The sequence below is a fragment of the Ureibacillus chungkukjangi genome, from assembly GCF_044795995.1.
GTDB classification, from domain to species: Bacteria; Bacillota; Bacilli; order Bacillales_A; family Planococcaceae; genus Ureibacillus; species Ureibacillus chungkukjangi.
The window spans coordinates 3,584,310-3,595,833 of sequence record NZ_CP085009.1 but is presented as its reverse complement, the minus strand read 5'-3'; the positions used below and the strand labels follow the sequence as shown (position 1 = coordinate 3,595,833).

General features: G+C 36.6%; 12 protein-coding genes. 9 read left to right on the top strand and 3 right to left on the bottom strand.

What is annotated here, in order from left to right:
* The first annotated feature begins 70 nt into the window (after positions 1 to 70).
* The 8 genes from LG296_RS17750 (at position 71) to zupT (ending at position 7,187) form a co-directional block, all read left to right on the top strand.
* Positions 71 to 925 carry a DUF6612 family protein gene (locus LG296_RS17750; protein WP_107934752.1) on the top strand — a complete coding sequence of 285 codons (855 nt, stop codon included), beginning with the start codon at positions 71 to 73 and terminating at the stop codon, positions 923 to 925.
* A 194-nt stretch (positions 926 to 1,119) separates the two neighbouring features.
* On the top strand, positions 1,120 to 2,076 hold the full coding sequence (locus LG296_RS17745) for an ABC transporter permease (protein ID WP_107934753.1): 957 nt from the start codon (positions 1,120 to 1,122) through the stop codon (positions 2,074 to 2,076).
* Positions 2,063 to 3,019, top strand: coding sequence for an iron chelate uptake ABC transporter family permease subunit (locus LG296_RS17740; protein WP_107934754.1), 957 nt, complete (start codon positions 2,063 to 2,065; stop codon positions 3,017 to 3,019). Before LG296_RS17745 ends, LG296_RS17740 begins: the two co-directional genes overlap by 14 nt.
* A complete protein-coding gene (locus LG296_RS17735) occupies positions 3,016 to 3,783 on the top strand; it encodes an ABC transporter ATP-binding protein (RefSeq protein WP_107934755.1) in 768 nt (255 codons plus the stop codon). The genes LG296_RS17740 and LG296_RS17735 overlap by 4 nt, the downstream gene beginning before the upstream one ends.
* A 188-nt stretch (positions 3,784 to 3,971) precedes the next feature.
* A complete protein-coding gene (locus LG296_RS17730) occupies positions 3,972 to 5,012 on the top strand; it encodes a siderophore ABC transporter substrate-binding protein (RefSeq protein ID WP_107934756.1) in 1,041 nt (346 codons plus the stop codon).
* 66 nt (positions 5,013 to 5,078) lie between these two features.
* Complete coding sequence (locus LG296_RS17725) at positions 5,079 to 5,411, top strand: antibiotic biosynthesis monooxygenase (protein ID WP_107934757.1); 333 nt, start codon at positions 5,079 to 5,081, stop codon at positions 5,409 to 5,411.
* Positions 5,412 to 5,572: 161 nt separating this feature from the next.
* The gene (locus tag LG296_RS17720; protein WP_107934758.1) at positions 5,573 to 6,190 is read left to right on the top strand and encodes a phosphatase PAP2 family protein; all 618 of its coding nucleotides are present in this window, start codon (positions 5,573 to 5,575) and stop codon (positions 6,188 to 6,190) included.
* A 178-nt stretch (positions 6,191 to 6,368) separates the two neighbouring features.
* A complete protein-coding gene (zupT, locus tag LG296_RS17715) occupies positions 6,369 to 7,187 on the top strand; it encodes a zinc transporter ZupT (protein WP_107934759.1) in 819 nt (272 codons plus the stop codon).
* 111 nt (positions 7,188 to 7,298) lie between these two features.
* On the opposite strand, the gene LG296_RS17710 is transcribed toward zupT, so the two are convergent.
* The 3 genes from LG296_RS17710 to thrC all read right to left on the bottom strand — a co-directional run bounded on the left by LG296_RS17710 (position 7,299) and on the right by thrC (position 10,072).
* Positions 7,299 to 7,940, bottom strand: a complete 642-nt coding sequence (locus tag LG296_RS17710) for an NAD(P)-dependent oxidoreductase (RefSeq protein ID WP_107934760.1) — start codon at positions 7,938 to 7,940, stop codon at positions 7,299 to 7,301.
* Between the two features lie 165 nt (positions 7,941 to 8,105).
* The gene (gene thrB / locus LG296_RS17705) at positions 8,106 to 9,023 is read right to left on the bottom strand and encodes a homoserine kinase (RefSeq protein ID WP_107934761.1); all 918 of its coding nucleotides are present in this window, start codon (positions 9,021 to 9,023) and stop codon (positions 8,106 to 8,108) included.
* On the bottom strand, positions 9,020 to 10,072 hold the full coding sequence (gene thrC / locus LG296_RS17700) for a threonine synthase (RefSeq protein WP_251401377.1): 1,053 nt from the start codon (positions 10,070 to 10,072) through the stop codon (positions 9,020 to 9,022). The genes thrB and thrC overlap by 4 nt, the downstream gene beginning before the upstream one ends.
* 198 nt (positions 10,073 to 10,270) lie before the next feature.
* Between thrC and LG296_RS17695 the strand changes: the two genes are divergently transcribed.
* Positions 10,271 to 11,500, top strand: a complete 1,230-nt coding sequence (locus tag LG296_RS17695; RefSeq protein WP_107934763.1) for an MFS transporter — start codon at positions 10,271 to 10,273, stop codon at positions 11,498 to 11,500.
* Positions 11,501 to 11,524 lie beyond the last annotated feature (24 nt).

Below are 11,524 nucleotides of genomic sequence, written 5' to 3'. Positions count from 1 at the left end.
GAAAAAAATGACACCTTTTCCAATTCTCATCCGTTAATTATATATACCCTAAAAGAGAGGATGAGAAACTATGAAAAAATGGGGAATTGCTTTTTTAGCAAGTTTAGTTGTTTTGGTATTGGCAGCTTGCAATGACTCGGCGGTACCTACGAAGGGATCCGAAAATAATAGTGAGCTAACACTAGAGGAGGTCTATCAAAAGGCATTAGAGCGTCAAAATGAATTAGAAAGCGTTTCGGCAATTGTTGACATGGAACAAGAAATGTCTTTTGGTTCGGGTGAAGAGGCAATAGAAATTAATTCGAAAAGCGATATGAAGATGGACATGATTACAAAACCGTTATCAGTATATATGGAAGGAACAATTGGAACGGGAGATCAAGAAGCCGCGGAAGAATTGAATATGAATTTAAAAATGTATATGACAGAAGATGGTTTGTATATGCATGACGGGTTAGAGGCGTATTGGACAAAGCTCCCAACGGATGATTTTGATGCAATTCTTGTGCAAACAGCAGGGCAAGTGAACGCAGCAGAGCAGCTAGAACAAATGAAAGAATTCATAAGTGACTTTAAATTCGAACAAACTGACTCAAGCTTTATACTGAAATTGGATACTTCGAGTGAAAAATTCAATGAATTTATGCTAGGGCAGTTAAATCTAAATGAAATGCTTGCAACGGAAGAAACACAGCAACTTCTTCAAGATACGAAGTTTGAAAAAGTAGGTTATGAAATCACGATAAATAAGGAAACATTTGATATTACTGAAATGGTAAACAATATCAACTTCACTATGAATATTGAAGGAGAAAGTATTTCAACAATTTCTAATTCGAAGATAAGCTTCAACAATTTCAATGGTGTAGAGGAAATAACAATTCCTCAAGAGGTAATTGATACTGCGCAAGAAATAGAATATTAATATAAAACTTGGCTTGATATAATCGAGTCGAGTTTTTTTATGGAAATTGTTTTACAAAATGTATCATTTTCAACGATTCTCATTCTCATTTAGTATTGATTTTTGAAATTTTAGTCCTTATAATTAAAGACGTACTCGAGGCTGAGAATCATTTTCATTACATACTTGAGAATAAAAAGAATATGGGGATCAAAATGAGACTGTGGATGTTAATAATCGCAGCAATCATCCTGTCGTTTATTTCGCTATTTATAGGTGCGATTGATATAAAACCAAGTCATTTGCTGGATTGGGACTCACGAGAAATGAAAATTTTCTTAATCAGTCGTGTACCGCGTTTAATTGCGATTATTCTAGCAGGTGCAGGGATGAGTATTGCTGGCTTAATCATGCAAAGCTTAAGTCGAAATAAATTCGTATCCCCAACAACCGCAGGAACATTAGATGCTGCAAAGTTAGGGATTCTCATTTCGATGTTGTTCTTTACTAATGTAACGTATACACAGCAGGTTATTTTTAGCTTTGCGTTTGCATTAATTGGAACTTTAGTTTTCATGCAAATTTTAGATCGTATTAAATTTAAAGATGTGATTTTCGTACCGCTAATCGGGATAATGTACGGGAACATTTTATCTTCAATTACAACATTTTTTGCATATGAAGCAGACTTGCTTCAAAATATTAGCGCATGGTTAATGGGTAGCTTTACCTTAATCATTGCAGGACGTTATGAGCTCCTTTACCTGAGTGTACCAGCCGTTATTTTAGCCTATCTTTATGCTAATAAGTTCACAGTTGCCGGTATGGGAGAGGACTTTGCAAAAAACCTGGGCTTAAGCTATAAATTTGTCCTTAATATTGGACTAATTCTTGTAGCAATTATTGCAACTACTGTTGTACTGACAGTCGGAGTTATACCATTTTTAGGGCTAATAGTACCAAACATTGTTTCTTTATATATGGGAGATAACTTGCGTAAAACCATTCCACATACCGCTGTATTAGGAATCGTTTTCCTATTAATCTGTGACATTATTGGACGAGTGATAGTTTATCCATTTGAAATACCTGTAAATGTTACTGTGGCTGTTATTGGCAGTGCCATCTTCTTAATTATGTTATTTAGGGGGAGAGCATATGCGAAAAAATAGTACGAAACTAATTATTTTAGCTATAGTAGCCGTGATCTGTATACTATTGTACGGATTTTACGATATTAAAGGCGGTTTTGACTATGCCTTTCCTCGACGCATGATGCGTGTCGGTGCGATGATAATCACAGGTTTTGCAATTGCCTACTCGACTGTAGTGTTCCAAACCATAACTCACAACCGTATTTTAACACCTTCCGTGATGGGCCTTGACTCAATGTTTGAAGTTGTTCAGACTCTTATCTTCTTCTTTGCAGGTTCAATTTCTATCTGGGTAGTCAACCAATATTTAAATTTTGCAGCATCTATTGTAGCGATGGTATTGTTTGCAATTATATTATATCGATTACTTTTCCGTGCCGATAAATATCCAATATATTTATTATTATTAATCGGGATGATTATAGGGACCTTCCTTGGTAGCCTTGTCTCCTTTTTACAGGTTCTTATTGATCCGGTCGAATATTTAAGCCTACAAAGCAGATTATTCGCAAGCTTCACGAATATAAAAGTAGAGCTGCTTTATATTTCATTAGCAATCCTTTTACTGGCATTTGCTTATGGCTATCGTATTTTAGGCCAATTAGATGTCATGTCATTGGGTCGTGAAAATGCTATCAATCTTGGAATCAATTATGATCGAATCGTTTTGAACGTATTAATTTTATCGTCAGTTCTAATTGCAACCTCAACAGCATTAGTTGGACCGATTACGTTTTTTGGTTTAATTATTGCTAATCTTTCTTATCAGTTTTTAGTCACATACAAACATTCTGTTCATATTTTAGGAGCCGGCTTAATGAGTGTCATTGCTTTAGTCGGTGGGCAGTTTATTGTAGAGCATATTTTTGAGATGAATACGACATTAAGTGTCATTATTAACTTTGTCGGCGGTATTTACTTTATTTACTTACTCTTAAAGGAAAGTAGGGCAGCAGGATGATTGAAATCAAAGGGTTAACTAAGAGATTTGGTAACAAACCTGTTGTAGAAGACGTTTCCATTAAAATTCAATCTGGGGCTATTACGTCCTTTATCGGCCCGAATGGTGCTGGTAAATCTACACTATTATCAATGGTTAGTCGTCTGCTAGATGCTGACACGGGTGAAGTATTACTAGATAAAAACAATGTAAAGCAGTGGAAGTCCGATGAATTTGCAAAGCGGGTCTCCATTTTAAAACAGGCAAACTTTTTAAATGTGCGTTTAACCATACGCGAGCTTGTTTCTTTTGGCCGTTATCCTTATTCAAAAGGGCGTTTGACAGCTGAGGATGAACAATTTGTAGATCAAGCTATTGAATATATGAATTTGAAAGATATGGAAGATAAGTTTTTAGATGAGTTATCTGGTGGGCAGAAGCAACGTGCTTTTATTGCAATGGTAATTGCTCAGGATACTGAATTTATTTTGCTAGATGAACCTTTAAATAACTTAGATATGAAGCACTCTGTTCAAATCATGAAGATTTTACGCAAGCTTGTTGATGATCTTGGTAAAACTGTCGTAATTGTATTGCATGATATTAACTTTGCTTCGGTCTATTCAGATTATATTGTTGCTTTAAAAAATGGCAAAGTCGTAAAAGATGGCACTACAAATGAAATCATTAACTCGGATGCATTACGTGAGATATATGATATGAATATTCCTGTACAGGAGCAAAATGGATGCCGGATATGCGTGTACTTTAATTCGCATTCATAATGATTAATGATTTAGAGAAGTATGTAGTAAAACACACTTTTCTAAATCATTTTTTGTAAACATTGGAAAAAGTTTAAAAAAAGTGTTGACCTTTAATTTCTAGGTGATATAATTTCAATTAATTAGTTGATAACGATTATCATTATCAATATCGTTATTGAAATAGAAGAATAGGGAGAGAAAGAGAAATGAAAAATTGGAAATTACTAAGTGTAATTTTAGCAAGTTTATTATTTGTTCTAGCGGCATGTGGTGGAGCTGATGAATCAACTGCACCAGAAAAAGACACAGCTTCTGAAGAGCAAACAGCTTCAGAAACACAAACTGAAAATGCAGAGGGTCCAGCTTACCCAATGACTATATCTCCAACAATTGCTTCAACTGAAAGTGAAGAAGCAGGAACTATCGCTTTTGAAGATGTTACTTTAGAAGAAATGCCTAAAAAAATGGTTGTATTTGATTATGGTTTCTTAGATACATTAGATGCAATTGGTGTTGAAGGTATCGTTGGTGTAGCAAAGGATTCTACTTTACCAGCTCACCTTTCAAAATATGCTGGAGATGAATACGCAAGTGTTGGTAACTTAAAAACACCATTACTTGAAGATATCGCAGCTCTAGAGCCAGACGTAATCTTCATCTCTGGTCGTCAATCAGCTTTCTATGATCAGTTAAAAGAAATTACTCCAAACGTAATTTTCGTTGGTACAAACCAAGATGATTACTGGAACACATTCTTAGCATCAACTGAAATTGCAGCTGAAATGTTCGGTAAAGAAGCTGAAGTACAAGAGCATATTTCTAAAATCGATTCAGCAATCGAAGAAGTAAAAGCATTAGGTTCTAATTACGAAACTTCATTAGTAACAATGTACAACGAAGGTAAATTATCTGGTTTTGCTAAAGAATCTCGTTTTGGTTATATTTATGATATCTATGGTTTCACACCAGTAACAGATGATATCGCATCATCTTCACATGGTTCAGACTTTGGTTTCGAAGCAATCTTAGAGTTCGACCCACAAGTATTATTCGTTATTGACCGTACAGCAGCAACTGGTGGCGAGTCTAATATCGAAAAAGATATGGAAAATGATATTATTAAAGAAACAGAAGCTTATAAAAACAGCAAAATCGTTTACTTAGATGGTCCACTATGGTATTTAAGTGGAGGCGGCTTACAATCTGAGCTTGCTAAAATCCAAGAAATTTTAGACGAATTAAAATAATAGAATCTTAAAGAAGGCTATCTCAAGTTTGAGATGGCCTTATCTTAAATATTAGGAGGAATACTCATGTTTGTTCAAATTCGTAAATGGACGATTACTGAAGGGAATTCAGATAAGATTTTAGAGCGTTTCAAAAAGAAACCAGGTCAAGGCCCAACTTTAATTGAACAAAGAGAAGGCTTTATTGGCCGTGAGCTTCTTGTGAAAAATGTACGCCGTGGTGAAGAAGAAGTCATGATGATTATCCGTTGGGAATCTGAAGAAGCTTGGAAGGCATGGGAAAAGAGTCCTGAGCACATTGCTGGTCACAAAGAGAAGATTAAAGAGCATGGTGGTAAACCACCAAAGCCAGAATTCGTTATTAACATGGAGCATGGTAGCTACACAGTAGTTGAATAAGTACTAATCCCAATGGTTTGTCATTAAACAAGCTATTGGGATTTTTCTTGGATTTTTTCAGCTAAGGGTGCTAGTGGCTTTGAGTTTTAAAGCATAAAACTTACTAATAAATAATAATGAATAATATGGTAATATGTTTTGAAAATGGAAGGAGATTCAATGTGAAAAAAGTTTCGTATATTATTGCACTTTTTACTTTATGTTTATTTTTACTTATGCTAGCTAATTTCGAAAAGACGTCCTTCGTTCAATTTGATAAAGCTATGTCTGATACTCTATTTGGAAATGACTTGATAACTAGTTTTCATATTCTTGGAGAAACAACTGCCATAGCTACTATTGCTCTTATTCTTTTGTTCGTTTTATGGTTCAAACAACGAAATTATCGTGGAATGCTTTTTGTTTTATTAACAATTGGGATGGGAAGAGTATTGAACCAGCTTATCAAAAACTGGATTGATCGTCCTCGACCGGAATTAGCTAATGATGTCACTTCATTTAGTTTTCCATCGGGACACGCTATGATTGGCTTACTTTACTTATTTACAATCGCTTACTTATTGTCTGAGGCTTTGGCAAACAATAAAAAAGCGCTTATTGTGTGGGCTACTGCAATCATTTTAACATTACTAATAGGTCTTTCAAGGATTGCAGAAAGTCATCATTATGCCACAGATGTCATTGCGGGCTGGTGTATAGGATTCACTTGGTTCGTCATTTGTGTATTTTGGTATGAACAAAGGAAGCGTAAGATTAATAATATAGCGAATAACACCTAGAAATTGGGTGTTATTTTTTTATAGATTGGATATGTGCAAAAAGGATTGATGACTTAATTTTGTATATTCTGAAAGTTTTCCTCATTCACAAGATGTAACTTAGGTAAAAAAAGTTGCACAAAGGAAACTTCAGGGTATATAATACTAGTATCATATAAAAAGAGGAGACTAAACACTAATGGAAGGTAATGTACTTTTAGCTTTAGGTTTAACGTTATTTGCAGGCTTGGCTACTGGGGTAGGGGCATTAATCGCTTTCTTCACTTCGCGAACGAATAAGAAGTTTCTTTCTGTTGCTTTAGGCTTTTCCGCAGGTGTTATGATTTACGTCTCTTTAATTGAAATCTTTGTGAAGGCCAAGGATGCATTAGTTGCAGCACATGGAGAATCACAAGGATATTGGCTGACGGTTATAGGGTTTTTTGGAGGAATTATATTCATCGCTTTGATTGATCGTTTTATTCCAACAAAGAATAACCCTCATGAGGTAAAAACGGTAGAAGATGTGCATGCTGCAGAATCGAATGCACCTAATGTGGATGAAGATAAACTGATGAAGATGGGGATGTTTACAGCATTAGCTATTGCTATTCACAATTTCCCTGAAGGTATAGCTACATTTATGTCTGCTATGCAAGATCCGAGCGTGGGAATTGCCATTGCCATTGCAGTTGCCATTCATAATATTCCAGAGGGGATAGCCGTTGCAATACCAATTTTCTTTGCAACAGGAATCCGTAAAAAGGCTTTTAAGCTTTCGTTTTTATCCGGCTTAGCTGAACCTGTTGGAGCAATCGTAGCCTATTTAATATTAATGCCGTTTTTAACTGATACGATGTTTGGTATTGTTTTTGCTGCTGTAGCAGGGATTATGGTATTCATTTCGTTGGATGAACTTTTGCCAGCTGCCAAAAAATACGATGAAACACATCTATCGATTTATGGATTAATAGCAGGTATGGCTGTCATGGCTTTAAGTTTGTTGCTACTAACATAGGACCGAATTGTTAATATTAAATTGAAAATGCCCTTAAAGACAGAAGATGACTTTAAGGGCATTTATTTATAGTCAATTGACCTTTAGACATTTGTCTTATATGGGTTGTTTTTACGAGCTACTAGTGGCGTTTTCAGAGGCGACGGTAAAACGTGCATTCTCATGAATGGGACTTTCGATTTCGTCTAGCGCAGCTACGGCATAATCAGCATAACTGACATAGCTAATATGTTGGGAGTTCAATAAGAGATGGTCTTTACCTAAAATGTAATGGCCCGTTCTTGGTCCGTCGGAATCGAACAAGGCAGAAGGACTTAAAAATGTCCATTTAATAGAGGAATTTTGTAAATCGACTAGGTTTTGTAGCTGTTGAATAGCTATTTCTCTAAATTCTTTTGGGTAGTCCGGAATATCGATTAATCTGGTTTTCCCATCAATAAATAAACTTCCAGCTCCTCCAACTACAAATAATTTCGTTCTGCTACCTTCTAAAAGGCTGATTAGAAAGCGTCCGAACTCAACGTGTAGATGTTCCTCTCCAGGTTGAGAGCCAAAAGCATTTACAACAACATCAAATTGATGTAAGTCTTGACGCGTTAGGTTAAAGGCTTCTTTTTCTAGTATTTTGACAGGCTGTGAACTAACGCTATCCCGATTGCGTACGATAGCAGTTACATCATGATGTCGCATCCTGGCCTCGGTTAAAAGTGTATAACCCGCTTTACCAGATGCCCCAATAATCCCAATTTTCATTTCGATTCCCCTTTCTAATCGTTATTAAAACATCCCCTTGACTCTCTTATCCCCTAGTTTGAACAAAGTGAAACATAGGTTGGACAGCTTGCTTTCACAAAATGAGCATGAAAAAAGATGTCCAATAGTTATATATATGAACCATTGGGCATCTTTATTAATCATTTATGTTAAAACATCATTTAGAACCTCTTTAACGTAGATACCACGACTGTCTGGCTGCGTTAAAAGTATTTCGTGTGTAGGGAAACGTTTTTTCATGGTCAAAACAAACTGTTCAGCAATTTCATTAGGAAGAATCGAAATAACGGTTGGTCCAGCTCCACTTAGTGCTGTACCAAAAGCACCTGCTTCTTTTGCAGCAAGGTGTATCTCGTCAAAATACGGTATAAGCTTTGAACGGAAGGGCTCATGGAATAAATCAGATTCCATGTAACGTCCTATTCGTGTATAGTCTTTTGAGATTAGTGAAGCGGCAAGCATATTTGCATTAGCGCTAGCACGTACTGCATAGCCGCGTTCAAATTGCTCTGGTAAAACCTTTCGAGCCACAGAAGTTTTCAATTCTACAGCTGGAATAAACACAACAAAAGAAGCATCTAAATCTTTTACATGGATGGTATCAACAACGCCTTGCTCATCCATTTGTGAAATTGTTAAGCCACCTAGTACTGAAGCGGTTGCATTGTCTGGATGTCCTTCAATTTGTGAAGAGATATTTAATTTATCCTGCGTTGTTAAGTTTAAATCACAAATTAGGTTCGCCAGCTCGATAGCAGCAACGATAGCAGCAGCGCTACTGCCTAGTCCACGTGCATAAGGCAGCTCACTACGCATCTCGATTCGACAAGGTGGTAGCTGCTTATCAAAACGAGCCGCAGTTTCTTTCGCAATATTATAGATTAAGTGTTCTTCAATAACGATATCATGTGGAAGGTGATCTGATAAATGGATAATTTCCCATTGGTCTGTTAAGGTCACTGTTAAATCTAAATAAAGGTTTAAGCTAAGTCCAATGGAATCAAATCCAGGTCCTAAGTTAGCTGTACTACCAGGGACTATGATTTGCCATTTTTTACTCATAGAATTCCCTCAATATAGTGGCGGATATCATTTTCATCGTTTTGAAGTGAAACTAAATCAACTGTTGAAACCTTCATAGCAGTATCTGGATCTTTTAATCCATTCCCAGTAAAAACAGTTACAACTCGGCTGCCTTTTTCAATTCCCCCATTCTTAACAGACTTAATAACGCCTGCTAGAGAGGCAGCAGAACCAGGTTCAACAAAAATCCCTTCAGTACTTGCTATTAACTTATATGCTTTTAGGATTTCCTCATCTGTAACCGAATCAATAATACCGCCTGACTCGTCACGTGCTGCTTCTGCCAAAATCCAGCTAGCAGGATTTCCAATTCGAATGGCTGTCGCAACTGTTTCAGGGTTTTGAATTTTTTCACCTTTTACGATAGCAGCAGCACCTTCAGCTTCGAAGCCAAACATTTTAGGCAGGCCAGTATTTTTCGCTTGGTGATATTCTCTGAATCCTTTCCAGTAAGCTGTAATGTTACCAGCATTTCCTACAGGAATACATAAATAATCGGGAGCTTGTCCTAAACTATCTACGATTTCAAATGCAGCAGTTTTTTGGCCTTCAATGCGATAAGGATTTACGGAGTTCACTAATTTTACAGGAGTTGTTTCACTAACTTTGCGAACAATAGAAAGGGCATCATCAAAATTGCCATCAATTTCTATGATTTTGGCTCCGTACATACAAGCTTGCGCTAATTTGCCAAGAGCAACTTTTCCTTTTGGAATGACAACAATTGATTGAATGCCTGCACGTGCAGCATAAGCAGAGGCAGCAGCAGAAGTGTTACCAGTTGAAGCACAAATAACACATTTTGCTCCATCTTCAAGAGCCTTAGCTACAGCAAAAACCATTCCGCGGTCCTTAAAGGATCCAGTTGGGTTAGCTCCTTCAACTTTACCGTATAATTCAATCCCTAATTCTTTAGATAGGTTAACAAGATGAATAAGAGGTGTATTACCTTCGTTTAAAGTTAGAGCAGGTGTATTTTCAGTAACGGGTAAAAATTCTTTATATTCTTCAATTAGACCTTTCCACATAACAGATTAGCTCCTTTTGTTCACACGGAATGAACAGTTGTTTGTATATAAGAGACATTTTAACTCAAACAAGCGGTACTTTTCAATAGCATTTACTAAATTAACAGTTTACACATATAAAATTTAGCTTGTCACATAATTGAAATAAATGTATGGTAAAGATATGTAAATTCAAGTGTAAAGACAGGTGGGTACTAAATGAGTAAAAACACAGATACAGCACCAATTTCTCGTAATAAGCTATTAAGAGTAGCAGGTGTTGGATGGATGTTTGATGCAATGGACGTGGGGATTCTATCCTTCGTTATTGCTGCATTAGCAGTAGATTGGAATTTAACCTCCTCTCAAATGGGGTGGATAGGTAGTATTAACTCCATCGGTATGGCAGTAGGAGCATTAATATTTGGAGTATTTGCAGATAAAGTCGGACGTAAACAGATTTTTATGTGGACCTTAATAATCTTCTCTGTTGCAAGTGGCTTGTCTGCTTTAACGACAACATTTGTAGCCTTTTTAATATTAAGGTTTTTTGTTGGAATGGGCTTAGGTGGGGAGCTACCAGTTGCCTCTACATTGGTTTCGGAAAGTGTTGAAGCAAAAGAACGCGGAAAAGTCGTTGTTCTTTTGGAAAGCTTTTGGGCAGGAGGCTGGCTAATAGCTGCCATCATTTCATATTTTGTTATCCCGGCAGATTTTTGGCCAATTGAAGGCTGGCGAGTGGCTTTAATATTAACAGCTCTTCCAGCTTTGTATGCTGTTTATATCAGAATTCATTTACCGGATTCTCCACAGTTTACTGCGAAGCCAGAAACAAAAAATCGCTCAATCCTGCAAAATATCGCAGGGGTTTGGGAGAAAAAATATTCCCGTTCAACGCTCATGCTATGGATTTTATGGTTTACAGTAGTATTTTCTTATTACGGAATGTTTTTATGGCTACCAAGTGTCATGGTAGGAAAGGGCTTCGATTTAATTTCCAGCTTTAAATATGTCCTGATTATGACATTGGCACAGCTCCCAGGTTATTTTACAGCTGCTTGGTTTATTGAGAGATTGGGAAGAAAATTCGTTCTTGTCACATACTTAATAGGGACAGCGGCAAGTGCATTTGTTTTCGGAAATGCAGAATCGATTGCTGTGCTACTTACTTCCGGAATCTTATTATCCTTCTTTAACTTAGGGGCATGGGGTGCACTTTATGCGTATACTCCTGAGCAGTATCCTACAATGATTAGAGGAACAGGTGCTGGAATGGCGGCAGCAGTTGGTCGTATTGGCGGTATCTTTGGACCGTTATTAGTTGGTTATTTATTAAATGCTGGCTATGATATTGGCTATATTTTTGCCATCTTTTGTGTCTCAATATTAATTGGTGCAGCAGCAGTGTTATTTTTAGGGAAAGAAACTAAACAAACTGAGTTAGAATAGATAATTTATAGCTGATTCAAGTTT

Coding starts and splice junctions, on each gene's coding strand:
- LG296_RS17750 (WP_107934752.1), top strand. CDS start 71: ATGAAAAAATGGGGAATTGCTTTTTTAGCAAGTTTAGTTGTTTTGGTA.
- LG296_RS17745 (WP_107934753.1), top strand. CDS start 1,120: ATGAGACTGTGGATGTTAATAATCGCAGCAATCATCCTGTCGTTTATT.
- LG296_RS17740 (WP_107934754.1), top strand. CDS start 2,063: ATGCGAAAAAATAGTACGAAACTAATTATTTTAGCTATAGTAGCCGTG.
- LG296_RS17735 (WP_107934755.1), top strand. CDS start 3,016: ATGATTGAAATCAAAGGGTTAACTAAGAGATTTGGTAACAAACCTGTT.
- LG296_RS17730 (WP_107934756.1), top strand. CDS start 3,972: ATGAAAAATTGGAAATTACTAAGTGTAATTTTAGCAAGTTTATTATTT.
- LG296_RS17725 (WP_107934757.1), top strand. CDS start 5,079: ATGTTTGTTCAAATTCGTAAATGGACGATTACTGAAGGGAATTCAGAT.
- zupT (WP_107934759.1), top strand. CDS start 6,369: ATGGAAGGTAATGTACTTTTAGCTTTAGGTTTAACGTTATTTGCAGGC.
- LG296_RS17710 (WP_107934760.1), bottom strand. CDS start 7,940: ATGAAAATTGGGATTATTGGGGCATCTGGTAAAGCGGGTTATACACTT.
- thrB (WP_107934761.1), bottom strand. CDS start 9,023: ATGAGTAAAAAATGGCAAATCATAGTCCCTGGTAGTACAGCTAACTTA.
- thrC (WP_251401377.1), bottom strand. CDS start 10,072: ATGTGGAAAGGTCTAATTGAAGAATATAAAGAATTTTTACCCGTTACT.
- LG296_RS17695 (WP_107934763.1), top strand. CDS start 10,271: ATGAGTAAAAACACAGATACAGCACCAATTTCTCGTAATAAGCTATTA.